The following is a 26,279-nucleotide window of genomic DNA, read 5'->3' on the forward strand; positions in this document are numbered from 1 at the left end:
AGCTCAATTTATTCATTAATTTCTTGCTGACATTTTGCTTGCGCCATGTTTCGACAATTCTCCTGGCAATCAATTTCTTCTGAGGTCAGACATTGCGAATTAATACAATCTTGAGTTGTATTATGAAGGCACTGTGTTCTATCGTATTTTTGTGCACCCAAGGTATCTTGAGGAATATCTGCTGCAAAAACTGCAAATGAAAAAAGAAAACCCCAAATGATTAAAAAATTTTTCATTATAATTCCTTTTAATTATACTCTTAAATAAATTATAGTCTTAAATATTCAAAATTATTAATAATCCTAAAATGCGCAGCAAAATAAGAACGCTCAGTAATTTTAGCCGTGCACGCTCCAGTCAGTCTTTCTGTCTACGTCCAGAGAATGAAGAACAACTTACTGATTATCTTGCCCATAATCCTCAGCAAAACATACTCGTGCGCGGTTCAGGGTTATGTTACAACGACAGTTGTTTTAATACCGATGGTTTAATTATCGACAGCGAACGGCTGAATCATTTTATCAATTTTGATCGTGAAACGGGTATTGTTATCTGCCAGGCTGGAGTACCACTTAAAGATTTATTTTTAGTGCATCCTGATTTCATTCCTCCTGTCCTTCCAGGCACTGTCCACGCTACAGTTGCTGGTGGAATTGCTCACGATGTGCATGGAAAAAATAATCATCGCGCAGGTAGTTTTGGCCACCATCTTGTTGAATTTGATTTATTGATAAAAAGTAAAAAATTTCATTGCAGTCGTAATGAAAACAGTGACTTATTTCATGCCACAATTGCAGGTCTAGGTCTTACTGGTATTATAACTCGTGCTGCAATCCGTCTTAGAAAGGCTCCTCGTTTTGTGCAGGCAAAACATCAGCCATTCGAATCGTTTCAAACACTCACTGAATATATGAAAACCATAGGTATTCACCATGATTATCAAGTAGCTTGGCTTGATCTACTCAATCCTGATTTACGCGCCGTTCTTTCAGTGGCGGATCACTGTGAACCTTTCGATAATAAAAAAATAAAAATCCATACAATACCTAATATTCCCTTTTCTTTAATCAAATCATGGAACATGAAATTATTTAATCAGTATTTTTTTAATAATAAAAAAGGACATGAAAAACTTGCGCTTGAACAATTCAATAATCCTCTTGATAAACTCATGCATTGGAATAGACTTTATGGTCCTAAAGGATTAATTCAATTCCAGGCAGTATTCAGTGAAGACCATGCCCCAGACACTTTGGAACAGTTAGTACAGTCGATAAAAGCTCATAAAGCAACACCTACTCTTGCTGTACTCAAACTATTCACCCAATCAGGTGAAGGTTTACTCTCATTTTGTAAACCAGGATTTACCTTAGCCGTTGATTTTATTCATAACTCACAAGCGAAACAGGCAATATCAGCCATGAATCAATTAATCACTGAACTCAATGGTCGAGTTTATTTGGCTAAGGATTTACTTTTGAATGAAGAGCAATTTCACCAGATGTATGAGAAACATGAACAATTTTCTCAAACTCTTGAGCAATATGGATGTACTATGCATTCTGATCTGGCACAACGTTTAGGGCTAAAAAAATGACACAGAGAACATGGGTCATAATCGGCGCAACTTCCATCATTGCAGAAAAATTTGCACATATTGTTGCCCAGTTAGGACATCAACTACTTTTAGTAGGACGCCAGAAAACGCAACTCAATCTCATCGCAAATGATGTTAAACTTAGGTATAAAATCAGTTGTGATGTACTTGTTTTGGATTTAATTGAGCAAATTGATGCTCTAGTTTCAATGCTTAAAACAAAAGATGGCGAACTTGATTTGTTTATTGCACATAGTGACTTCACCGATAACGATCATTTAAATGATGAAACAATCTCTCATCTTATCAAACTGAATATTTTGACAACTACTTTATTGATCCACGCTTACTTAAATCGCCAACAAAAAGAATATAATTTGCTGTTCTTAAGTTCGGTTGCTGCATGTCGAGGGCGATCCAAAAACAGTCTTTATGGAGCCAGCAAAGCAAGCATTGAAATTTACCTCCATGGTCTACAACAGGGAGCCAGTCCTAATCAACACATTACCATTGCCCGCTTGGGTTTTATTGATACCAAGCAAACCTATGGTTTACCTGGTATTTTTTATGCAGCCCCTCCAAATGCTTGTGCAAAAGCCTGTTGGAACGCGCTGATACACAGAAAAAGAGTGTTTTACTATCCTTTTTTTTGGAAAATTATTATGGCAATAATCACTCGGTTGCCATTCTTTCTTTATAAAAAAATGGGTAAGATTTGACATTGTAGTGATACTTCAGGGTTTTATAAATTCGGGCAACAACAGTTAGAGTTAATTACTGGCAACAAGGTGTCAATCCTCAAGTTTTTAATTTACTTAACTATCTTATTGTAAAATAATCCAATATCATCCGACTTACTCAACAATGCCCCTTGAAATGTCAATAAATTAAGGAAAATTATGATTGTTATCTTCGTCCATGGTTGGAGTGTCACACATACCAATACTTATGGAGAGCTTCCTCAATGGCTTGAAAGTCAGAGCAAAGACAGAAAGCTGAATATTCAAGTTGGTAATATCTATCTTGGACACTATATCAGTTTTGACGATACAGTAACTGTCGACGATATAGCACGTGCCTTTGATCATGCAGTGCGCGATGAAATTGCTGATAAACTGCGAGATGGAGCGCGTTTTGCTTGTATTACTCACTCTACCGGTGGCCCCATTGTTCGTAAATGGATGGATTTATACTTTAAGAATAATCTTGCAAAATGCCCATTGAGCCATCTTATCATGTTGGCCCCCGCCAACCATGGTTCTGCACTTGCTCAACTTGGTAAATCCCGGCTAGGCCGTATAAAAAGTTTTTTTGAAGGTATTGAACCAGGACAGCAGGTACTTGATTGGCTTGAGCTTGGAAGCAATATGAGCTGGCAACTTAATGAAAGTTGGCTTGATTACGATTGCACTGCTCATGGTATCTATTCGTTTGTACTTACAGGTCAGAAAATTGATCGCCAACTTTATGATGCTCTTAACTCCTACACGGGAGAAGCTGGGTCTGATGGAGTTGTCCGCGTCGCTGCTGCAAATATGAATTACAGTTTATTAAAGTTACATCAAGAGGGGAATAACGGTGAAAATCTTGTTGTCTCCAAAATGACACGGACAAAACAAATGGCATTTGGGGTTCTGCCTGAGTGTTCGCATTCCGGTAAAAAAATGGGAATCATCCGCAGTGTTACTATGGCCAATGCCGCTACTCATCCTACGGCTATATGGGTCTTGCGATGCCTCCAAGTAAAAAACCGTGACACCTATAATATATTGACAAAAGATCTCGATAAGATTACTAAAGAAACCCAGAAAAATGAGCATACAGAACTTGTAAAGACTCTTATACATAAACGTGAGTATATCACCAATCGCTACTCTATGATTATATTCAGACTTATTGATGACCGGGGCAATCATCTTGACGATTATGATCTTTATCTAACTGCTGGCCCCCAATATAGCGAGTATGCGCTTCCTACAGGTTTCTTTGCAGACCGTCAGCGAAACCAGCATGATCGGGGAAAACTAACTTATTTTCTTGACTATGATATCATGGAGGCTGGAATTAATACGCCCAAAATGCAGGGTAATCTGGGTTTCCGTATTAAGGCATACCCTGAATCAAGTGACCAAGCCCTTGCCTATTACAAGCTACTTGATTTTCATTCCTCACTCGCTGACATTAACAAAATTCTTCATCCGAATGAAACAGTAATGGTTGAAATCATGCTTCAGCGACGAGTAGATAAAACCGTCTCTCGTATTACCAGCAACCTTACCCCAGCAAAAATCAATGCGAAACCAACCGGAAAAAAGGTAGATTGACATCACTTCTGTTTGATGTATTTGTGCATTAAAAAAAAGAAAAGCAGATAGAGAAACAAGATAATGAACATATCTAATAATAGAATTGTTTTTTAGGTCTAATTATACAGTTAATCAGGCTTAAGAAAGTTTTAGTGCCCCTTTAGGAACGCATATCTCAGATAATTTTTAACTTAATAAAAAACTCTTAGTTGCATCAGCAGTCAAATTAGGTTTCCCTTCCCAGTATTTTCATTTTCTTGGAAAAAATGATGAGGATTTTTTTTTTCACACTGGCTTTTCACAAAGGATTGTATGCTTGAAAAGAATGCCTCTGGAACATCAGATTCCATTGAATGATCTGCATTAGGAAACACGATAAATTCATTATCTGGAATCCTGCTCGCCATGAACACGGAATGTGTTTTATCGGTAACCCAGTCTTCCTCACCTACCAAGATGAGCGTTTTGCATGTTATTTCATGTAAACGATCCTCATAATCAAATGTTCGTAAAAATCCGCCAAATCCCTGATTCAAAGGTTCATGAGCAAAAACATAATCCGGGGCTGGTCGACTTACCGGGAGCTTATGTCTTTTTTTCCAAGAATACATGGAATCCATGACATCAAAAAACTTATCTACCTCTTCATCACTTCTAAAACTCCCTTCCCATAACTGTTCACAGGCTTTTTGCTGATCCTGGGTACCTCTTTTTTCAACATTGAGACGCGCCGTCTCAATATTTCTAAAGCTTGGAGAACCTGCTGCCAGAATAAGACTGGAAACATGTTTCGGGTAATCAAGGGTATATCCTAATGCACACATTGCTCCATAAGATTTACCCAATAAAACGATTTTATCCAGATTAAGGGCTTTCCGAATTTCATTAACATCATGGATGTAATTTTGCATGGTATATGATGAAGGGTCGTGTTTATCGCTTAATCCACATCCTCTGGGATCAATGAATACTATATTGCCTGTCGTACGTAGGCATTCATAATCCTTGTAGTGAGAGTGGTTCGCACCAGGGCCGCCAGGAAGCATAAAAATGTAAGGCATTTTGTTGAGATTATCCTCATTTTCACTGACTATCCGTATATGCAATTTGGTTTCTGGTGCATTATCTCGCAAAGGGATATCAATAAATAAATCCTTAGCCCACATGTATTTCTCCTGTTCAAAAAATAAATTCTTATATAACCCTTAGCCTTTTCTTAATTGCAAGGCATATTAATCCTCTAACTGCTTATAAAAGTCATTTTTCATAGAGTATTCGACTATACTCTACTCATTCATTTAAAAAGATACTTCCTTTTAAATATGATTTGCGAGCTGAGCTCATTACACTCTTCATAGAGCTATTTCCTTCTAATTGATTTGAATTATCATATATCTTATCATCTCTCATCGAAATCAAATCCAGTGTAAGAAATAAATGAAAAATGTAACAAAATGTTTCGCTATAGCGCTAATAACTCTGATTCCTACTCTGTCTTTTGCAACTCTAAGACCATTTACTAGCAAAGATTGTGCTGCTTTAGCAATGCCTAAAACGGTCTTATTAGTTCATGCATCATGGTGCTCACACTGCAAGGCTTTTTTGCCGGTTTACAAGCAAGTTTCTGATAAAGAAAAATACAGGGATTGGATTTTCTATCAAATGGCAAATGATAAATTTGAAAATGTTTGTGGTACTGCTATTAGAGGTGTTCCTGTCACATTTAAAAATAATATGAAGAACAATCTTATGGGAAACAGGCCGCAATCAGCTCTAGAAGAATTTTTAGATTCGAATACCTAGAATTTTTCCAAAGCATTTAAAACATTCTTCATCCTGTGGCCTCCATAACAATACTGACTGGCTTCAGCTATTTTTTTACCCATTCAATAAGCCTGATACTCAAGATCATCTGGCTTATCTTTGGATTTTTGATAGGGACGAACTGGACTCTGCAAGTTAACGTTTAGTTATATTGAATAATATAAGTGAGATCCCATCGCCCTAAAATAAATAACCTTGACTATATGAAAAAATACTCTTACAACTTGAAGAACATTCCCTCTCTCCTTACGACTCATGGCAAGCATAATTGATTTAAGGAAGTACGTAATTATAGGGTTTTTGTTATTAGTCTCACCATTACATGCCTCTTTTATTGAACAAACAATGGGAGCTGCTGTAGTGAAGGATGCCACAGCCGTTTACTTTAACCCGGCAGCACTAACTATTTCACCTCATCAACAACTTATCCTTCTTGGCACCTTGGCAAAAGCGCAATTTGAATTTAGCGGGAGTGCGCAAAAAATACCTTTTGGGATTATTGAGTCGGGATCAACAACCTATAAATCCAATTTTTTCTTACCTTCCATGTATCTAAGTGTCCCTATAAATGAACGATTCGTGGTGGGTTTTGCTGTTGTTGCGAATGATTTTAATCGCGAATTGGATAACCACCCGATTCTTCGCTATATTCTTGCACGCAATCAAACGAATAATATTGATTTTATTCCCGCTCTTGGCATTAAAAATAATCAATATCTTTCCATAGGGGGAAACATTAATTTTACCTATGCTCATCTCATCCAGGAGCCTATTGCTGCAGGCATAGCCCGTTTGAATATTCCTGAAAGCCGTAGCCTGAATGACAGTCAAGCAAATAGTTTGGGCGGTGATTTAGGGCTACTAATTAAACCCGGTAAAAAAACAGTCTTGGGTTTTAATTACCGCAGTGCAGTGACTTATAATTTACAGGGTAGTAGTACAATAACTGGTTCGCAAAGTATTTCTTCGGATGATTACCATTTTAAATACTGGACACCAGCAAGAAGTGTTGTGACACTAAGCCATTTTATCAATGATAAATTAGGCTTTTTAGGAACTGTTCAATACCTGCAATGGAATATCTTTAAAGAAGTTTCTGTATATAATTTTGCAACGCAAGCCGCATCCCAAGTCTTTATCGTCCCCCGAGCCCGCATTAATTATCACTTTCACAACAGTTGGCTTCTAACCCTCGGGACAATTTATCAAGTTTCACCAAAGTGGGTAGTCCGAGTAGCAGGAACATATAATCAGTCACCCTCGAATGGGCGATTTCAAATAGGACCTGGAGACAGTTTGATTACCGGTTTTTCCATGGGATATCGATTGATGAACCATCTCACTGTTGATTTCGGTTATGGCCATGGTTTTTTTAAAAAGGAACATATTGATATCCAAACCTCCCAGAATATTATAACTGGCATCAATGAAGGCGCCCATGACGCCATCTCACTCAAATTTACGCTCACTGCTTAATCCTAACCATTCATTAGTAAAATGATATTTAATGAAGTCTTAGGGACTGACCAGTTCAACATGATATAATTCATTGCTGAAACTATAAGGGGATATTAAAAAATGACAAAGCGTATCTTCATCGTCGGCCATATGGGTTCAGGTAAGTTTATATTTACTGAAGCGTTGGCTAAAAAATTAGGATGGCAAATCGTCGATGCAAACCCAAGTATTGAACGTTACATTGGTCGACAGACACGAGATATTCTGGGCGAGCAAGGTGAAGCAGCATTTAATCGTTGTCAAGCTGATATCATTTCTCATTGTACCGAAAAAGAAAATGTTATCGCTTTATTAGAAGAATGTGTTGTGTCAAGCGAACAGTGTCGAAAATTGTTATCCCCTGAATTTGTTGTTTACTTGAAAGTATCTATTCCAGCGCAACTTGGTCGTATGAAAAATGGCCGAGTTCCATCACTTCCGATAGATGACATGAAGAATTTCCTGGAAAAACAACATCGCGAACGCGATACTTTTTATGAAGAAGTCGCTACATTGGTTGTTGAATCTGTTGGTTATTCAGATCAAGCGTCGGAAATAAATAAAATTATTGAGGAAGATGTCAACAAAGTTATGAAGGCTTTGGGGAAACATTGAAATTGGAAGTAGCGCAACTATGTAGGCTGTTGCTGACGAAGCCTAGCAACAGCGCTCAAAGAATCCATACTAACTCTTTAAAATAGGTATGAGAGCTACAAAAAACTTGTAACTTAATTATTTATTTGATTAATTTATTTTATAATTTTAATCATGGGTAAAATTGTTTTTATCAAACCAAAAAATTGTAAAATATAGATAACTAAAATGATGAGTACCAACACATTTAACAGGCTTTTAATTGATGGTGGCATAGGAATAAAAGTATTGATTAACCACAAAGCCACCCCGAAAATAACAATTACAGCGATTAAATTTAGAATCTCGGCCATAATTAATTATCCTTATTAATGAGGTTTCCTGTTTAAAATTATAGCAGACTTGCAAATACTTAGGGGTCTACCGGCAGAAAAACGATAAAAATTTACATAGCCTGGGTGAGGCCACAGCGGAACCTGTAAAAACTCGAATAGAAAAAACCCAGGACTCCATTAGAGATTCCCCAAAATTTTTTCATCCTACGTGCCATGCATAAAGCACAATGCGTAGGGAGAGAGAGGTTAAGAAATAATGAAAAGATTAAATTTTATTCCTTTTACTTTTTTTTTCTTTCAATAAATCGCGAATTTCAGTTAATAAAGTTTCTTCCCTTGTTGGGGTTTCTTTCTTTTCCTCTTCTTTTCTTAATAAAGAAATCAATTTAATTGCTACAAAAATTGAAAACGAAATAATGGTAAAATCGATCACTGCCTGGAGAAACTCTCCCCACTTTACAACCGCATCACCTACGGTAAACGTCCTATTTGCGACATTGATCCCACCTAATAACAAACCAATTAAAGGCATAATAATACCGCTGACTAAGGAGCTAATAATTTTGCCAAAGGCAGCACCTATAACCACAGCAACGGCAAGATCAATCACATTTCCCTTGATAGCAAATTTCTTAAACTCTTGCAGAAAACTCATGTCATTTCCTTATGGATGGTTGTTTTCAAGAGAAGTAGCCTAAGAAAACAGGCTACTTGCATCATTTTTAAGAGTGGCGCACCATTTCTCTAATTTCTTCTATTTTTTTCTCCAAATCAGGCGGGACACCCCCTCCTCCTTGGGCCATATCATCACGGCCTCCACCTTTTCCACAGAGATGCCTTACTAAAGCAGCCGCAGAAGGTGCTTCACTTAAAATATTTTTACTCACTCCCGCAATCACATTCATTTTATTTTGGTCTATGGTAAATAAAACAATGACAGCTGAGTCGAGCCTGGACTTCAGTTGATCCAAAGTAGTACGCATGGTTTGACTATCTACACCTTCCAATCGTTTTACAAGTAAACTGATTCCATTAATTTTTTCCACTTCATTTGCCAGATCAGCACCTGATTTTTGTGCTTTCTCACTGTGTAATTTAGCAATTTCCTTTTCCAAACCTTTATTTTCGGTAATAAGCTGCCCTACTTTATCCGATAAACTATTTGTTGTGGTTTTTAACAAAGATGCTAATTCGTTCAGCATAAACTGCTGTTCATTAACCCATGTTAAAGCATAACGCCCTGTCACCATCTCGATACGCCTCACTCCACTGGCAATACCGTATTCCGCAACAATTTTAAATAGACCAATATCACCTGTCCGTTGCGCGTGCGTTCCACCACAAAGCTCTTTAGAGAATTCACCCATGGATAATACGCGCACTTTATCAGTATATTTCTCTCCAAAAAGAGCTACTGCACCACTTTTTTTAGCAGAATCAATATCCATAATTCGAGTTACTACATCATGATTGGCCCGAATTTGATCATTGACCAACGATTCAATTTCTATAATTTGTTCTGCAGTTAGTGGTTCAAAATGAGAAAAGTCAAAACGCGCACGCTCCGCATCAACCAATGAACCCTTTTGCTGGACTTGTGGTCCAACTACCGTTTTTAACGCAGCATGCAATAAATGTGTTGCTGTATGATTTAAACGGATTGCTTCTCGACGCTCATTATCTATTTGAGCATTAACTAATTGATCTAAAGCTGCAGTACCTTCCACCACTTCACCATAATGTACTATGGCTTGACCTTTTTTTTGCGTATCATCGACACGAAAACAAAAGCCCTTGCTTGTTAATATTCCCTTATCTCCTACTTGACCACCACTTTCTGCGTAAAAGGGTGTGTGATCCAAAACTAAAGCTCCTTTTGTACCTTGAGTTAAGGTTTGCACTTTACTTCCCTCATGCAGCAAGGCAATAATTTTTGCTTCTGTTTCCTTTTTTTCATATCCATGAAAGTCAGATTGGTAGTCTAATTGAGCACTGGTGCTATAATCCACGCTGAACTGGCTCGCAGCTTGAGATTGTTCTCTTTGCTGTCGCATCAATTGATTAAAACCATCCATATCCACATAAAGCCCTTGTTCTCGAGCTATATCAGCAGTCAAATCAACAGGAAAGCCATAAGTATCATATAACTTAAATGCGATTTCTCCAGATATTTCATGCCCCCCAAGAGAATGCATTTGTTCCTGCAAGAGACGTAGGCCCTGATCGAGAGTACGAGCAAATTGATTTTCTTCTTGATTAAGGATTTTTTCTATATGAGCTTTAAATTTTATCAACTCAGGATATGCATCACCCATTACTTTAATTAAGGGCTCTACTAATCGTGAAAAAAATGGTGTTGACAAGCCTAACTTATTACCATGCCTTACTGCTCTTCTTATAACTCTTCTTAATACATATCCTCGTCCTTCATTGCCAGGAATCACTCCATCGGCAATTAAAAACGCACAAGAGCGAATATGATCAGCAATGACTTTTAAAGAGGTATGGTTTAAATCAATAATGTTTCCAAGTTTTGCAGTGGCTTGGATTAAATATTGGAAAATATCCGTTTCATAGTTGCTGTGTACGCCTTGAACTACTGCGGCGAGTCGCTCAAGTCCCATACCTGTATCTACAGAAGGTTTAGGTAAAGGATGCAAACTCCCATCCTTATCTCGGTTAAATTGCATGAATACCAGATTCCAAATTTCTATATATCGATCCCCATCTTCATCAGGACTGCCTGGAGGACCACCTGGAATTTCAGGGCCATGATCATAAAAGATTTCAGTGCAAGGACCACAGGGACCGGTGTCGGCCATGGACCAAAAATTATCTTTTTCCCCACAACGCGAGAATCGTGCGGCTGAAACTTTCATTTCTTTTAGCCAGATATCTTCTGCTTCCTGATCTTCTTTATAAACAGTCACCCATAAACGCTCTTCAGGTAAATGCAGAACTTGAGTTAAAAATTCCCAAGCAAATTTAATTGCTTCTCGCTTGAAATAATCTCCGAAACTAAAGTTACCCAACATTTCAAAAAATGTATGGTGTCTTGCTGTATAGCCCACATTCTCCAAGTCATTGTGTTTACCACCTGCGCGCACACAACGTTGCGAGGTAACTGCCCGTTGATAAGGGCGTATTTCAAGTCCTAAAAATAAATCCTTAAATTGCACCATACCTGCATTTGTAAACAATAAAGTAGGATCATTCGCAGGAACTAATGAACTGGATTCCACTAATTGATGACCACGTTGTGTGAAATAATCAAAGAATGCTTGTCTAATTTCAGAACTTTTCATTTATAATCAACACCAATTTGAGTTAATCTTTTAATATAACCAGGATGCAAAAGCATCCTAGGCTTCGATTTCATTTTATTTTTTCAATTCTTTTTTTACTTGAGCAATGATATCCATGCTAAATCCACGATAAAGCAAAAACCGCTGCTGCTTTTGGAGTTCCTCAAAAGATAAATCACATTGACCTTTACTTTTTTTCCGCCAAACATCTAAAGCATAAGTCAACCAATTATCTTCCTCCTGCCGCAAAAACTGATGAATTAATTCCTTATTAATGCCTTTACTACCTAATTCCTGGCTTATTTTTAAAGGTCCATAACCCTGACGAATGCGCGAGCGGCTGTATATTTCTACAAAACGATAATCATTTTGTAAATCCAAGCGCTGACACTCCTCCAGTGCATTTTTTATTTCTATTGGATTATATCCTTTTTGTTTTAATTTATCATAAAGCTCTACCCTACTGTGCTCGCGCCTGGATAGCAGGCGCACAGCACTATCAAATGCTTTAGTCATCAATTGTCTCAAATTCATCGGCACTAGCTGATGCAAGCATAGGTAGTTTTTTCTCTAAGAGCTCAGCACGAATTTGCTGCTCAAGAGTTGCCGCAACTTGAGAGTTTTCCTTAAGGTACAAGCGAACATTATCTTTACCTTGGCCAATTTTCTCTCCTTTATAGCTGTACCAAGCACCCGCTTTTTCAATCAGATTGAGTTGGACACCCAAGTTGATAATTTCACTTTCACGAGAAATACCTTCATTATAAAGAATATCAAATTCAGTCATCTTGAATGGTGGAGCAACTTTATTCTTAACTACTTTAACACGGGTTTCACTACCTAAAATTTCTTCGCCTTTTTTGATTGACCCAATGCGGCGGATATCTAAGCGGACAGAAGCATAGAATTTCAATGCATTACCACCAGTGGTTGTTTCAGGGCTACCAAACATCACACCAATTTTCATACGAATTTGGTTAATGAAAATGACTAGCGTATTAGATCGTTTAATATTAGCGGTCAATTTTCGTAAAGCTTGTGACATGAGTCGAGCTTGTAAACCAACATGTGAATCCCCCATTTCCCCTTCGATTTCTGCTTTAGGAGTCAATGCAGCAACAGAGTCGACAATAATTACATCTACAGCGGCTGAACGAACCAGCATATCGGTAATCTCTAGAGCTTGTTCCCCTGTATCGGGTTGAGAAACCAATAATTCATCCACATTAACACCCAGTTTTTGTGCATAGCTAGGATCTAAAGCATGTTCTGCGTCAATAAATGCGGCAGTGCCTCCCATTTTTTGACATTCTGCAATAACTTGTAAGGTCAAAGTAGTTTTACCAGAAGATTCGGGACCATAAATTTCAACAATACGTCCTTTAGGCAAACCACCAATTCCCAATGCGATATCCAATCCTAAAGATCCTGTTGAAATGGCTTCTATATCTCGGGATACGTTGCTGTCTCCCATACGCATCACTGATCCTTTACCAAATTGACGTTCAATTTGCGAAAGGGCAGCTGATAATGCTTTTTGTTTATTTTCTTCCATAATATTTTCCAGGTAGTTAGAGTTAGGCAAGGGTAAAATTATCACACAGATAGAAACAAGCAGCAAATTGATTCACCAGTTTAAAAGAGTTTTTTTGAGCCCTATTAATATCCATTCACAATCCAGTAGTTGATTAATATTTTTACTACATGGTAAAATACTAATAAATGTATCTTAAATAGAAAATTTTATGCAAAGTAAAAATGAAAAACCATCACCAATTTCTGACGTAATATCTACTTCATTGTATGCAGAACGCATAGTAATTAATATTTCTAATGCCACTAAGCATCTCTTTTTTCCTACCCCAGAGGAATCAAGAGTACGCTTTATAGATCGTGCTCAATTTGAATTTAAACGAAAAGCACTAACGGTGGCTGAGGATTTAACCGCTATATCTTTCCTAAAATAAATAGCTCAAATACCCGGGTTTGGTGTTACTATCAAAAGTTGGAAATTTCGATATATTGAAATTTCCAACCCTCAATAAGATTACTTTTTTATACATCGCAGAATATTCATCAATTTTTGATGTAGGAAAGAATACCTGACAAAGCTTCTTGGCAAGCAGCCAAGCGTATGTCTTGTCGGTCTCCAGTGAATTGTTTTCTTAATATTTTAGAACTCATGCCCCTAGCTGCCCAACTAAAACATACAGTACCCACTGGCTTTTCAAAGCTACCTCCGTCCGGGCCTGCAATACCAGTAACAGATACAGCCACATCTCCTGCACTATGTTGTAAAGCGCCAGTCGCCATAGCCTGTGCAACAGGTTCACTGACAGCACCATATTCCTCAATTAATTCTTTAGGTACTGAGAGCAGCTCTTCTTTGGCTAAATTACTGTACGTAACAAATCCACGCTCAAACCAGACTGAACTTCCAGAAATTTCAGTGAGATAACTTGCAATAAGCCCCCCTGTACATGATTCAGCTGTGACTAATTGCCAACTCTTTTTTTTTAGAATTGCAGCAATTTCTTTGATTAATTTATCAAAAGAGCTCATGAATATATGAATATGTAGACGTTATCCCTGGGTTTCGGTCTAAACCTTCACCCAGGTTAAAAGATTTATTGATTTTGAGTTTGGTTTTGATTTTCGCCAGCAGGCTGAGCTGGTGCTGGTTGTGTTGTAGTGGTATCAGTTGTTCCTGCCGTGGGTTGTTTATTACTTTGCTCACCACATGCAGTTAACGCTAATGCTAATAAACCAGTTGTTGCAACTAAAGCGAAACGATTCATTTTACTCTCCCTATAAGTTTATATTTTTTTAAATCCCTTTAGATTCTAGCAAATAAATTTAAATTCAACCATGACCTATTGATATTTCAATAAAAAAGTTGAAGCATACAATATTTTCTTATTTAAAAACTCAAAAAATTAACAATCCAACTAGAAAATACTCTATCATCACAAGATTGCTGTAATGAGTTTAGTCCCTGATCGACCAATTCCTTACTCAGCTTATTTTTACGGATTTCAATCAATGCCTGGGCATAATTGTTACTATACTCAGGGTGACCTTGTACAGTAAACAGATTGTCGCGAATTTGCAGCATATAAAACGGACAAAAATCATTTGCAGCGAGCACTTCGGTTTCTGGCGGTAGAACCACAACTTGATCCTGGTGGCTAACAATTAGGTTAAGCGCTCTAAGAGATGGAGTCATCCAAGATTTATGCTGAGTGATTTTATTTACCGACACTCCTATCCCCCAACCCTTGGGAGATTGAATCACCTTACCGCCTAATGCCTTCGCAATAAGCTGATGACCAAAACAAATTCCTACGACTTTTTTTCTACCCGCATGAAGGCATCGGACCAATTCTTCAAGTGAAGTAATCCATGTAAAGCCATCATTAACACTATAGTGACTCCCAGTAATAACATAAGCATCTTCGACATTAATATGAGCGGGTAGCTCACCATGGCAAACATCATAGACTGTAAATATCAAATTGGGTTCTGCCTGATGCAGTAGTTTGGTATACATTTCTGAATAAGTGCCATGGACAGCAATTAATTCTGGTACTACTTGGCCACATTGCAATATTCCAATTTTCATAATAGTCCCGATGGAGTTTTTTAAGGCGCTTCTGCCAATCTCAGTACCACAGTCTTCAAATAAACCTCCTTTCAAACTCTACTAAAGAGGCAAATTGCTTCGTCGATGCGGTGCTCGAATCCTTATGTACTTGCATATACACTCCGGTTCTCCGCTCCGCGTCTCCTCGCATTCCGCGCTCCTTAGCGAGGTTGGAAAGAGGTCTAATGATGTGAGTCATCCCCCTGGATTGCTGCTATAAGAATGCTTCTATATTGCTGCTGGTCGAAAAGGATCGGATTGCTTTGTGCTGAAGGATCTTCTGTTGCCATTAGTGCGATACGTGTCACATATTGCTCATCAATGCCAATTTCAGTTAAACGATGCTCGATACCTAATTCACGACGTAATTTCAGTATCCAATTGAGAAATCCATCAAATCCATTGTCAATCTCCAAATAAGCTGCCAACCGTGTTATTTTATATTCAATCTTAAGTCGATTGGCTTGCAATATATAAGGCATTAAAATGGCATTTAATCGACCATGATGGGCATCATAAATCGCTCCTAATGGATGAGCAAGTGCATGCATAGCGCCCAAACCACGCTGAAAAGCTGTTGCGCCCATCAGAGAAGCGACAAGCATTTGTGTTCTTGACTCTATATCATTACCATTTTGCATTACTCGTGGTAAATATTCTTTTATTAGACGTATCCCCTCAAGAGCAATCCCCTCTGCCAATGGATGATAGCAGGGAGCAGAATAAGCTTCCAAGCAATGAGATAATGCATCCATACCTGTTGCTGCTGTAATATTCGGAGGTAAAGCAACTGTCAATTCCGGATCTAAAATAACCATGGCAGGCAACATCTTAGGATGAAAAATGATCTTTTTACGCTGTTGTTGCGTATCGGTAATAACCGAAGCACGCCCCACCTCTGAACCAGTACCCGCAGTAGTCGGTAACGCTATAACAGGAGCTATACCAGCAACATTCACCCGTCGCCAATTATCTCCTGTATCTTCAAAATCCCATAAGGAACAATTTTGTCCAACCATCAATGCGATGGCCTTACCCGCATCAAGAGCAGATCCTCCTCCCATGGCAATGACTCCATCATGTTGCCCTTTTCGGTAAATATCTACACCTGCCGTAACATGTTCACCTGATGGATTTGCTGTTACAGTAGCGAATAAAGCAATAAGCAAACCCGCTTCACGGCAATTCATCAATACGGATTCAATCATTGGTAATTTTGCAAGGTTACTGTCTGTGACTAACAAGGGTGATTTCATTCCCAATGTATGACAGGCATCAACAAGCTCACGAACACGTCCCACCCCCACCTTTATCGAAGTAGGATAGTTCCAATTGGCCGTTAATGATAATGTGCTCATCGATAATTTCCTTTCTAATCGATCATTTTTACATGAAAAGATTTGGGTCGGGTCAGTACATCATATCCTATAGAAGAGAGAGTACATCCACGCCCAGAGTTTTTAATGCCAGTCCAAGCCAAGGCAGGATCTAGATAATCACAACGATTAATAAAAAATGTTCCTGTGTGAAGTTGCTCACCAATAGCAATTCCTTGGTCTATATTTTGGGTAAAAACAGCTGCAGTTAATCCATAGTTACTATCATTCATTAATGCAATAGCTTCGTCATCGCTGTCAACAGACATGATACCGACCACTGGTCCAAACGTTTCTTCCGTCATCACCCGCATTTTGTGGTTTACTTCCGTTAAAATCTGGGGAGCCATATAGGCAGATCCTGGTTGATCCATGACAAAATCTCGACTGTCGATATGTGCTACAGCACCCTGGGCCAAAGCTTCTTGAATTTGTGCGCGAACGAATTCAGCAGAAGATGGGCGAACAAGTGGTCCTAAAGTTGTTTCCGATTCATCAGGACGTCCGAGTTTATATTGTCTAACCAATGCGACTGCTTTACTGATAAAATGATCATAAACATTCTTATGTACGTAAATACGCTCAATTCCACAACAGGATTGGCCTGAGTTAAAAAATGCCCCGTCCATAAGCGTATCTACAGCTTTATCAATATCCGCATCAAAACGAACATAAGCAGGATCTTTTCCTCCAAGCTCTAGTCCTACATTCAAAAAGCGTCCGGCCGTTACTCGTTCAACCATCTCTCCACCAGCAACAGAACCTGTAAACGCAACATTATTTATTGCTGAGTGACGTAAGATTTCTTCTGTATTAGTATGCGTTAGATGTAAATACTGAAAAACCCCTTGCGGAAGGTTTGCCTCCCTAAATGCCTGGTCGAACCGTTCTGCTGCAAGTGGTGTTTGCGCTGAATGTTTCAGCAACACCACATTTCCAGCCATAATGGCTGGGATAATCGCATTGACTGCAGTAAGATAAGGATAATTCCAGGGAGCAATAACTAAGGTCAGTCCTAATGGCTCACGCTTGATGTAACGAATAAAGCCCTGTTTTTCAGGTAGCCTGATAGGAGCAAGTGCTGCATTTGCGGCAGCAATCATATAACGAGCCCTTTCTTCAAGGCCGTTAATTTCTCCAACAGCATAACAAATGGGTCTTCCCATTTGCCAGCAAATTTCGCTAGCAATCTCATCCTTATTAGCAACTAGAGCATCTACCGCGGCAGTACAATAGTTCGCCCGCTCAGTTAAGGTGGTCGCAGCCCACTGTTTTTTTGCTCCTATTGCGCGATCCAATGCAGCTTGAATCTCATGGTCATTGGCAAAAGCACGCTCCACATAAAGAGAATTGTCTATAGGTGAATAGGTCTTCAATGTATCTTCCATAATCTAGATCCGAGTCAAATAATTTCAAAGTAACGGTCCAATTCCCAATCTGTAATATGACGACGAAATTCTCGTTCTTCCCATTCACGAGAAGCAGCAAAATGATCAACAAAAGGCTCACCAAATAAAGAACGTGCAGCCTTTGACTTCTTAAGACGAGTAGCGGCTTCCCACAATGTACGTGGCAATGCAAGCTCTTCTTCATGATGTTGTGCGTAGGAATTACCTTTGACTTCTGGGTATGGTTCCAGTTCATGTTCAATTCCATAAAGGCCAGAACCTAAAGCTGCTGCCAAAGCCAAATAAGGATTCGAATCGGCGGAACCCAAGCGATACTCAACACGCTGCGATTTATCACTTCCTGGTATAACACGCAGTGCCGTGGTACGATTTTCTACCCCCCATGTCGCATCAGTTGGAGCCCAGAGTCCGGGAATCAAGCGGGAAAAACTGTTCACTGTGGGCGAGACCATTGCCAAAAACTCAGGCATAAGCTTCTGTTGACCTGCCACGAAATGCCGCTGAATTTCACTCATATTATGTAGCATCGAGGGGGCATAAAAAGCACTTCTCATATCATTTTTATGGCGTAAGGAGAGATGAATATGTCCACTTTGTCCAGGATAATGCGGAGACCACTTAGCCATAAAAGTTGCCATCATATTGTTACGCTGGGCTAAGATCTTCATGAATGTTTTAAATAACGCTGCCTTATCTCCCGCTTCTATAACTTTATCTACAGCGATTGCTGCTTCAATCACCCCCGGGCCTGTTTCTGCATGCAGCCCCTCAATAGGAAAATCCATAATCTCACTCATACTGAGGATCTGATGATATAAGTCCGCATGAACCGTATTACGAATCATTGAATAACCAAAAAAATCAGGCGTCATCGGTTTTAAATCACGAAACCCTTTAGATCGTATACTGTCTGGAGTCTCGTCAAACATAAAGAATTCATATTCCAATGCGGCATAAACATCAAATCCCATTGAATCGGCTTTTTGAACAATTCGACGTAGTAATGCTCTAGGACATAACACTTCGGCCTCTCCAGAAAATTCAGCCATAAACAACAGTTGATTCTCTTCGAAAACAAGCTCACGGCACGTTTCTGGGAGAACGCGTACTAATGTATCAGGGTATCCTGTATGCCAACCTGTATATTTCCCATTATCATACAGTTTATCTTTGGAGTCCCATCCTAAGATCACATCGCAAAAAGAAAACCCATTGTCCAGAGCCGAGAAGAATTTATTACGACTCATATATTTTCCAAGCATCACCCCATCCACATCAAATAAACCAACCTTGATGTGGGTCAGATTTCGCTCCTCGATAATTTGCTTTGCTGCCTCAACAGTCTTAACATCCTTTGGAGTTAACATAGCATTTCCTTTGCCTATTCGTTATGAGTCATTGATAATATCCCAGATTCTATTTTTGAATCCAGGGTTATTTATTGAAGTTGAATATAAATTGTATCTACTCTACTTCATGTGATTTTGTTAGAATTGCCGCAATTTCAACTCAAGCAAAATACATTCATGACCACTTCCCATACACCGATGATGCAACAGTATTTACGCATTAAATCAGAATACCCTGATATGCTTCTGCTTTACCGTATGGGCGATTTTTACGAATTATTTTTTGATGATGCCAAACGTGCAGCTCAATTATTGGATCTTACTTTGACCCATCGCGGCCAATCTGCTGACAAACCAATTCCCATGGCTGGTGTGCCTTATCATGCTGTGGAAAATTATCTGGCTCGATTAATTAAAAAAGGCGAGTCAGTGGCTATTTGTGAACAAATAGGAGACCCTGCTACAAGTAAAGGACCTGTAGCGCGTCAGGTTACTCGTATTATCACTCCAGGAACAGTGACTGATGAAGCGCTTTTGGATGCAAAAAAAGATAATTTATTGCTGGCTATTCACTATCAAAAACAAAAAATTGGTCTTGCATGGGTTGAACTAAGCAGCGGACGTTTTCATTTGTTGGAATTAATGGAAGCAAATCAGCTTAGCGCAGAACTTATGAGACTGCAGCCCGCTGAATTGCTCTTACAAGAAGAATCTTCTTTGGAAGAATACTGCGCGAATTTTCCAATCAAACTGAGACCTGGCTGGGAATTTTGTTTTGACAACGCAAAAAAACGCCTATGCGAGCAATTTTCAGTCAACGATCTTTCTGCTTTTGGTGAACAAGATCATCCTACTGCTCTGGTTGCAGCAGGTGCCTTATTAAGCTACTTACAGACGACACAAAAACAAGCTCTTCCTCATTTAACCACAATGACTCTTGAGCATGCCCATGATTACTTGCAACTGGATGCCTCAACACAAAAACACTTAGAAATATTTGAAAATATGAGTGGCAACCATGAAAACAGCTTATTATCTCTGCTGGATAAAACTGCCTGCTCCATGGGCAGCCGTTTACTTAAACGGTGGTTGGGAAGACCACTCAAACAACATGAACAAATCATGGCACGTCAACATGCCATAAAGGAAATCATCCTTCTACAACACGATGTATCCATCTATGAACTATTGAGACAAATATGTGATGTAGAACGAATTGTGTCGCGCATTGCTCTGAAATCAGCGCGTCCACGCGATTTAGTTGCTTTAAGTCATACTTTAACCTTACTTCCTGAGCTGAATGCAGTACTTACTCACAACAAAAGCGAACTCCTAGTGAAGTTAAAAAGACACATTAAGCCAATACCTGCATTACAACAGTTGCTAGCATCGGCAATTATAGAAAATCCCCCTGTACTGATTCGTGATGGTGGCGTCATAGCTCCTGGCTTTGATGAGGAACTCGATGAATTAAGACTCCTTAGTACGCGAGCCAATGATAAGCTCATTCATTTAGAGCAAGAAGAAAAACAAAAAACTGGACTATCTACTCTGAAATTCGGTTTCAATAATGTACAAGGTTATTATATTGAGCTTTCTAAAACCCAGGCAGAAAAAGCACCTCTGCATTACCACAGAAAGCAAACTTTAAAAAATGTGGAACGTTATATCACACCTGAATTGAAACAATTTGAAGAAAAAGTATTATCAGCACAAGTAAAAGCCTTGGCACGCGAAAAGTGGCTGTATGAAAATTTACTGGTAGAAATTCAGCAAAATATAAATAAATTGACACAATTAGCACAAGCACTAGCAAAGTTGGATGTACTAACGACTCTTGCAGAAAGAGCTCAAAGTTTCAATTGGTGTTGCCCAACCCTAGTATCCGAATCGCAAATTTCCATTGAGGCAGGCCGTCATCCAGTAATTGAGCATTTGTTACAAGAACGTTTTATCGCCAATGACTTACATCTCAAACCGTCGCACAATATATTACTCATCACTGGTCCCAACATGGGCGGTAAATCGACGTATATGCGTCAAACTGCTTTAATTGTCCTTCTAGCTCACATTGGCAGCTTTGTTCCTGCTAAATCGGTAACTTTAGGACCTATTGATAGAGTTTTTACTCGTATTGGTGCGAGTGACGATCTGGCCTCTGGGCGTTCAACTTTTATGGTGGAAATGACCGAAACAGCACAAATTCTAAGACAGGCAACACATGAAAGCTTGGTTTTGATTGATGAAATCGGGCGCGGTACTAGCACTTATGATGGCATGGCTCTGGCTTATGCGACTTGTACTTATCTGGCAACGACCATCAAAGCGTATACTTTATTTTCTACACACTATTTTGAATTAACTCATCTTCCTCAGCAATGGCCATGTATCCGGAATGTTCATTTACAAGCATCATTAGATACGGGACGCATCATCTTTTTATATCGAGTGGAACCAGGACATGCAAATCGAAGTTATGGATTGGAAGTAGCAGAGCTTGCCGGCATCCCCGCTGAGGTTTTAAAAATTGCTCATGCTCATTTAAATCACATACAAACCACACCCCCAGTTTCTCAAATACACTCAGAGGTTCAAGTACCTAACCAATCACCTATTTTACATGAATTAGTACAGCTTGATCCTGATCACCTGACTGCTCGAGAAGCACTTGATTTAATTTATCGGCTTAAAAGTATGGTAAAAAATTAATGTCATTATTCAATTGAACCTCTTAACTGTGGGATCTGGAAAAGCACACTCTGACTGTTCACAGTACACAGCTTTGCCTCTAGTGAAAAACAGATTAGAAGTTAAAAGTGATTCAAAGTACATATATCGTACAGCGTTGTAGCCGTAATTAAATGTGCTGCATGCTGACTAATTTTACATATTAATTCAAGTGTAATAAGAATGATTATTATATATCCTTTTATACTACCCTAGCCCTTCCTCTCAATTAAGTGTATATTCTCAAAATGTTTTCTAATGCAGATAGGAACATTTTTGGTGAAAAAAGTATTGAGACTATCGTGAAAAAACTAATCTATCTGATACTTCTCATTACCTGTTTTGCGTTATTCGCTCAAAATAATGATCAAGTATCCATTAAAATTTACGGAGTTTTCGGAAAAGTCGAAGCAAACGTCGAAAAACGTTTGAGTGAACTACAGAAATTAAAACCTCTTTCACAATTCAGCCAGGAAGAATTGCAAGAACAAGTCATGCAGGCAATCCAACCTTTTGGCTATTTTAAAGCTGATGCTACTGTACGATGGCCTGATACACAGCAGTTGACTGTCATAATCCATGCTGGGCCGCAAATCAAAATTTCACAACTTAAAATAGAACTCACAGGTGAAGGATCACACAACCTTATCCTGCGTGATGCAATAAAAAATGTACCATTAAAGCAAGGAGCACCTCTCTTCACAGAGCAATATGAGCGAACCAAATTAAAACTTCTCGATACAGCAGAAAGTCAAGGTTACATGCGTGCTGGATTTAAGGAAAGTGAAATTTTAATTGATGAAGAAAATTACACTGCAGAAATTACACTTATTCTTGATACTGGGCCTCTTTATTATTTTGGACAAATACAATTTAATCCTACATACATCAACCCTAAGTTACTGCATCGTTTTGTTCCATTTCATCCAGGACAAATCTATTCCGGGGATAAAATACTTCAGTTAAATAATGATTTATCAAATAGCGGTTACTTTAGCTCTGTAGTTGTTAAACCTCAATTTACTGAAAACTCAACGGTTCCAGTGCAAATCCATACTGAACCTTCATCCAAATACTCTTACACTCTTGGTGCAGGATTTGGAACAGATACGGGCGTTCGTGGTCGAGCTGCAATGCATGTAGTACCAGTCAATCGCCAAGGACATAAGTTCAATCTAATGGCTCAAGGATCTTTTGTTCAAAATGCATTACAAGCGCAATATATTGTTCCCGGTAATAATCCCGTCAATGATCAATACACTCTTACAGGAAATTTTTCGAATTTAAATTACACTGCAGGGTACAGTAATTCATATCTTATCTCCCTGGCTCAACAACATCGGGTAACCAATTATCAGCGTATACTCTCTATAAATACACTTTATGAAGGTTTTCATTATTCGTTTCAGGAAAATTCAAAGCAATTTCTACTTTATCCCAAAGCAAGTTTAACGTTTAGCAAAACCCAAGATCTACTCTTTTCACCTTCAGGATATAACATCACTGTTAATGGCCTTGCTGCAAGCAAAGTTCTTCTATCTACTATTAATTTTGCTCAGGCTTCATTAGATATAAAAGCTGCAATGCGAATCGAACCTCTGCGTTTACGCCTTTATGGGCATGCAATTCAAGGGGTTACCGCAATCAATAATATTAATCAGCAACCTATATCACTTGCATTACTTTTGGGAGGAATGGATAATTTAAAAGCATTTGGATTTAATTCAATAGGTCCAGGAAGAATACTAAGTTATGCTGGTTTTGAAATTCAAAAGGAAACTAAAAAAAATTGGTATCTGATTGCATTTTATGATGCAGGAGCTGTTTACAATCCAGCCCCTTTAACACCTTATTATGATGCGGGCGGTGGTATAATGTGGGTTTCACCTCTAGGTCCAATCAAAGTAGGGTTGGCCCAGACAATTAATAATCGATGGCAACGTGATGGAAACAACCCTCGTTTGGTGATCAGCATGGGACCCGATTTATGAAACGAATCCTGATAAAAATTCTGCGAGTATTAGTTAAAACACTTTATATAAGCTCTTTATTCCTTATTTTACTAGCCGGAATAGTCTTATTTTTATTGGATACAAAACCAGGGCTGCATACTCTCATTCAATTCAGTCGTCTATACTTTCCTGGCACTCTAAAAATCCAGCAACTTGAAGGAAGCCTTCTCAATCATTTTACTCTGAATGGAATTGAATACCAAAATAAATCACTTAAAGTAAAAATAGAACAATTAGAAGTAAAATGGCAGCCTCATTCTTTGCGAGAAAGTCAATTAGTGACTGCTCGATGGCAAGGTCTGCAATGGGATACAGCAAAAGATAAAATCATAGACAGTGAAAAAGGGACAATCACCGCAACCGGTATTTTACCAAGCATACAAATCAATATGCACTCACAAATAACTACAGTACCCAAAGATCAGTGGTTAATGGATGCAAAAATTCGCGGAACTTTTCCTTGGAAGTGGACTTTTAATGCCAATCTAATCCAACCTCAGAATATCTCTGCTCAACATGCTCGTTTGCATACTAATTTATCTACCCGTGGCGAGATCACTGCCAAAAATCAAGGTAATTTATTACTGACCATACGTCCTGGCTTTTATCATGACCCCAATTTTGACATCCTTCCAATTGTTCAATTTAAAGGCGGGTCTTTAAAGATCATCCTTTCACCAGAACAGCTGAAAGGCTCTGGTATTTTGGCAATTGACGAAAATAAAAACTTAAAACTGCAATTTAACCTGCCTAAATTTACTCTCGATGCTGGTTTAAAAGACAACCAAGCAATAAACAGCGAATTATCATTGGAATTAAATTCTCTGACTTTTTTGCAAAAAATTAGCCCTGAAATTGATAAGATCAAAGGACAATTGATCGCTTCATTAAAAGTAAATGGCACTTTGAATAAAAGAAAAATAGAGAGTCATTTAATACTCAGTAAAGCAAGCCTTTCCTTACCTAAACTGGGTCTTAATATAGATACCCTCGAAATGAATGTACGTGGCAATGAACGCTCTTGGGAAGCAACAGGTTCAGCAGCATCAGCAGGTCGCCATTTATCACTTGCCGGAAAAGGAAGCTTAAACTCTCAATTTACAGGGGACTTCACTCTTGAAGGCAATGATTTTCCACTGGTTCAAACCAGTGAATACAAAATTAACATTTCACCCAAACTTAATCTGCGTTTAACGCCAAGTCTGCAATCTCTTTCTGGTACTATTTTGGTTCCTTATGCTGAAATTAAACCTCGCTCATTCAACAACAGCATTTCTTTACCGGATGATGTAGTTTTTAAACGTAAAGAAAAAACATCCTCTTCATTTACTTTAATTAACAATATAGATATTGATCTCGAAATGGGAAAAGAAGTTGCTGTCAATGTAAAAGGACTAAACGGGCATTTAGATGGAACACTGAATATCAAACAACAACAAAGTTCAATGAATGCATATGGTGAATTATCAGTTAGAGATGGTATTTATAAAGCCTATGGGCAGAACTTAGCAATACAACAGGGACAATTAATATTTGGCGGATCCATGAGTAATCCTGGAATTAACTTACGTGCAGCAAAAAAAATTAGAACTACTGGAACTGCTTTTGCCACCTCAAGCCAACTTTTGGACTTCAATAGCACAAACCTACAAAATATTAATTACGGAGAAACAATGATTCTAGGCGTAGAAGTCACAGGTCGATTAATACGTCCTAAAATTCAGTTATTTTCCGATCCTTCAACTTTTTCTCAAGCAGATATCCTTTCCCTGCTTGTCCTTGGTCGCCCGGCGGACCAAGCAGATAAGGCTGGAGGTCAATTACTTCTTGCGGCGATATCTTCTATGAATCTAGGAAGTGACACAAAGAGCCTCCAACTTTTAGAGCAACTCAAACAAACAGCAGGTATTGATTTTAATATACAAACGAATACGAACTACAATCAAATAACCAATACCACGAGTGATACTACTTCTTTTATGGTAGGAAAATCACTTTCAAAACGTCTTTATTTAAGCTATAACATTGGCCTATCTCAAACAGATACAAATATGTTGACCCTGAGATACTTACTCAGCAAGTTTTTTAGTATTCAAGTAAGTAACAGTGATACGAGTAGTGCTATTGACTTTTTGTATACCTCAAATAAAAAAATTAAAAAAGAAAAACACTCGAGGTAATTTGAACTGGGTGAAGGAACAAAACAAGGATTCCGCCACGCATCACCAAGCATTACAGAAGTTATGTTAATATATTACGATTTTGCATCTTCGATTCTCATGGCTGTGCCGAAATGAACTACATA

Annotated in this window: 23 protein-coding genes; 10 read left to right on the forward strand and 13 right to left on the reverse strand. The window is 38.5% G+C overall.

Annotation, left to right across the window (positions count from 1 at the left end; genetic code table 11):
- Positions 1 to 8 precede the first annotated feature (8 nt).
- On the reverse strand, positions 9 to 236 hold the full coding sequence (locus Ltuc_RS07325; protein ID WP_058520628.1) for a hypothetical protein: 228 nt from the start codon (positions 234 to 236) through the stop codon (positions 9 to 11).
- Positions 237 to 307: 71 nt separating this feature from the next.
- On the opposite strand from Ltuc_RS07325, the gene Ltuc_RS07330 reads away from it, so the two are divergent.
- The 3 genes from Ltuc_RS07330 to plaB all read left to right on the forward strand — a co-directional run bounded on the left by Ltuc_RS07330 (position 308) and on the right by plaB (position 3,921).
- On the forward strand, positions 308 to 1,597 hold the full coding sequence (locus tag Ltuc_RS07330; protein WP_058520629.1) for an FAD-binding oxidoreductase: 1,290 nt from the start codon (positions 308 to 310) through the stop codon (positions 1,595 to 1,597).
- The gene (locus Ltuc_RS07335; RefSeq protein WP_058520630.1) at positions 1,594 to 2,316 is read left to right on the forward strand and encodes an SDR family NAD(P)-dependent oxidoreductase; all 723 of its coding nucleotides are present in this window, start codon (positions 1,594 to 1,596) and stop codon (positions 2,314 to 2,316) included. The genes Ltuc_RS07330 and Ltuc_RS07335 overlap by 4 nt, the downstream gene beginning before the upstream one ends.
- A 180-nt stretch (positions 2,317 to 2,496) precedes the next feature.
- Entirely contained in the window at positions 2,497 to 3,921 is a 1,425-nt protein-coding gene (plaB, locus tag Ltuc_RS07340) for a phospholipase PlaB (protein ID WP_058520631.1), read from the forward strand.
- 203 nt (positions 3,922 to 4,124) lie between these two features.
- On the opposite strand, the gene Ltuc_RS07345 is transcribed toward plaB, so the two are convergent.
- A complete protein-coding gene (locus tag Ltuc_RS07345) occupies positions 4,125 to 5,069 on the reverse strand; it encodes an alpha/beta fold hydrolase (protein WP_058520632.1) in 945 nt (314 codons plus the stop codon).
- A gap of 271 nt (positions 5,070 to 5,340) precedes the next feature.
- Here Ltuc_RS07345 and Ltuc_RS07350 point away from each other — a divergent pair, with 271 nt between their 5' ends.
- The 3 genes from Ltuc_RS07350 to Ltuc_RS07360 all read left to right on the forward strand — a co-directional run bounded on the left by Ltuc_RS07350 (position 5,341) and on the right by Ltuc_RS07360 (position 7,839).
- Entirely contained in the window at positions 5,341 to 5,706 is a 366-nt protein-coding gene (locus Ltuc_RS07350; protein WP_058520633.1) for a thioredoxin family protein, read from the forward strand.
- A 276-nt stretch (positions 5,707 to 5,982) separates the two neighbouring features.
- On the forward strand, positions 5,983 to 7,203 hold the full coding sequence (locus tag Ltuc_RS07355) for an OmpP1/FadL family transporter (RefSeq protein ID WP_058520634.1): 1,221 nt from the start codon (positions 5,983 to 5,985) through the stop codon (positions 7,201 to 7,203).
- 102 nt (positions 7,204 to 7,305) lie between these two features.
- Positions 7,306 to 7,839, forward strand: coding sequence for a shikimate kinase (locus Ltuc_RS07360; protein WP_058520635.1), 534 nt, complete (start codon positions 7,306 to 7,308; stop codon positions 7,837 to 7,839).
- Positions 7,840 to 7,973: 134 nt separating this feature from the next.
- Here Ltuc_RS07360 and Ltuc_RS07365 read toward each other — a convergent pair whose 3' ends face one another.
- The 5 genes from Ltuc_RS07365 to recA all read right to left on the reverse strand — a co-directional run bounded on the left by Ltuc_RS07365 (position 7,974) and on the right by recA (position 13,013).
- The gene (locus tag Ltuc_RS07365) at positions 7,974 to 8,171 is read right to left on the reverse strand and encodes a Thivi_2564 family membrane protein (RefSeq protein WP_058520636.1); all 198 of its coding nucleotides are present in this window, start codon (positions 8,169 to 8,171) and stop codon (positions 7,974 to 7,976) included.
- A gap of 247 nt (positions 8,172 to 8,418) precedes the next feature.
- The gene (mscL, locus tag Ltuc_RS07370; protein ID WP_058520637.1) at positions 8,419 to 8,808 is read right to left on the reverse strand and encodes a large-conductance mechanosensitive channel protein MscL; all 390 of its coding nucleotides are present in this window, start codon (positions 8,806 to 8,808) and stop codon (positions 8,419 to 8,421) included.
- Between the two features lie 67 nt (positions 8,809 to 8,875).
- Complete coding sequence (gene alaS, locus Ltuc_RS07375) at positions 8,876 to 11,458, reverse strand: alanine--tRNA ligase (RefSeq protein WP_058520638.1); 2,583 nt, start codon at positions 11,456 to 11,458, stop codon at positions 8,876 to 8,878.
- A 75-nt stretch (positions 11,459 to 11,533) separates the two neighbouring features.
- A complete protein-coding gene (recX, locus tag Ltuc_RS07380) occupies positions 11,534 to 11,974 on the reverse strand; it encodes a recombination regulator RecX (RefSeq protein WP_058520639.1) in 441 nt (146 codons plus the stop codon).
- The gene (gene recA / locus Ltuc_RS07385) at positions 11,967 to 13,013 is read right to left on the reverse strand and encodes a recombinase RecA (protein WP_058520640.1); all 1,047 of its coding nucleotides are present in this window, start codon (positions 13,011 to 13,013) and stop codon (positions 11,967 to 11,969) included. Before recA ends, recX begins: the two co-directional genes overlap by 8 nt.
- A gap of 190 nt (positions 13,014 to 13,203) precedes the next feature.
- Here recA and Ltuc_RS07390 point away from each other — a divergent pair, with 190 nt between their 5' ends.
- Positions 13,204 to 13,425, forward strand: coding sequence for a hypothetical protein (locus tag Ltuc_RS07390; RefSeq protein WP_058520641.1), 222 nt, complete (start codon positions 13,204 to 13,206; stop codon positions 13,423 to 13,425).
- A 109-nt stretch (positions 13,426 to 13,534) separates the two neighbouring features.
- On the opposite strand, the gene Ltuc_RS07395 is transcribed toward Ltuc_RS07390, so the two are convergent.
- The 6 genes from Ltuc_RS07395 to Ltuc_RS07415 form a co-directional block, all read right to left on the reverse strand.
- Positions 13,535 to 14,020, reverse strand: a complete 486-nt coding sequence (locus tag Ltuc_RS07395; RefSeq protein WP_058520642.1) for a CinA family protein — start codon at positions 14,018 to 14,020, stop codon at positions 13,535 to 13,537.
- 65 nt (positions 14,021 to 14,085) lie between these two features.
- Positions 14,086 to 14,256, reverse strand: a complete 171-nt coding sequence (locus tag Ltuc_RS15520; RefSeq protein ID WP_165480984.1) for a hypothetical protein — start codon at positions 14,254 to 14,256, stop codon at positions 14,086 to 14,088.
- A gap of 122 nt (positions 14,257 to 14,378) precedes the next feature.
- Positions 14,379 to 15,080: a glutamine amidotransferase-related protein gene (locus tag Ltuc_RS07400; protein ID WP_058520643.1), complete on the reverse strand. Its 702-nt coding sequence runs from the start codon at positions 15,078 to 15,080 to the stop codon at positions 14,379 to 14,381.
- A 203-nt stretch (positions 15,081 to 15,283) separates the two neighbouring features.
- Positions 15,284 to 16,459, reverse strand: a complete 1,176-nt coding sequence (locus Ltuc_RS07405; protein ID WP_058520644.1) for an iron-containing alcohol dehydrogenase — start codon at positions 16,457 to 16,459, stop codon at positions 15,284 to 15,286.
- 14 nt (positions 16,460 to 16,473) lie between these two features.
- Positions 16,474 to 17,865 carry an aldehyde dehydrogenase family protein gene (locus Ltuc_RS07410; RefSeq protein ID WP_058520645.1) on the reverse strand — a complete coding sequence of 464 codons (1,392 nt, stop codon included), beginning with the start codon at positions 17,863 to 17,865 and terminating at the stop codon, positions 16,474 to 16,476.
- A gap of 14 nt (positions 17,866 to 17,879) precedes the next feature.
- Positions 17,880 to 19,253: a glutamine synthetase family protein gene (locus Ltuc_RS07415; protein WP_058520646.1), complete on the reverse strand. Its 1,374-nt coding sequence runs from the start codon at positions 19,251 to 19,253 to the stop codon at positions 17,880 to 17,882.
- Between the two features lie 159 nt (positions 19,254 to 19,412).
- Between Ltuc_RS07415 and mutS the strand changes: the two genes are divergently transcribed.
- From mutS to Ltuc_RS07430, 3 genes are all read left to right on the forward strand, one after another.
- Complete coding sequence (gene mutS, locus Ltuc_RS07420; RefSeq protein WP_058521638.1) at positions 19,413 to 21,944, forward strand: DNA mismatch repair protein MutS; 2,532 nt, start codon at positions 19,413 to 19,415, stop codon at positions 21,942 to 21,944.
- 320 nt (positions 21,945 to 22,264) lie between these two features.
- Positions 22,265 to 23,953 carry an autotransporter assembly complex protein TamA gene (locus Ltuc_RS07425; RefSeq protein WP_058521639.1) on the forward strand — a complete coding sequence of 563 codons (1,689 nt, stop codon included), beginning with the start codon at positions 22,265 to 22,267 and terminating at the stop codon, positions 23,951 to 23,953.
- Positions 23,950 to 26,154, forward strand: a complete 2,205-nt coding sequence (locus Ltuc_RS07430) for a translocation/assembly module TamB domain-containing protein (protein ID WP_058520647.1) — start codon at positions 23,950 to 23,952, stop codon at positions 26,152 to 26,154. Before Ltuc_RS07425 ends, Ltuc_RS07430 begins: the two co-directional genes overlap by 4 nt.
- The last annotated feature ends 125 nt before the right edge of the window (positions 26,155 to 26,279 follow it).

Origin of the sequence: Legionella tucsonensis (assembly GCF_001468035.1) — a bacterium.
GTDB lineage: Bacteria > Pseudomonadota > Gammaproteobacteria > Legionellales > Legionellaceae > Legionella > Legionella tucsonensis.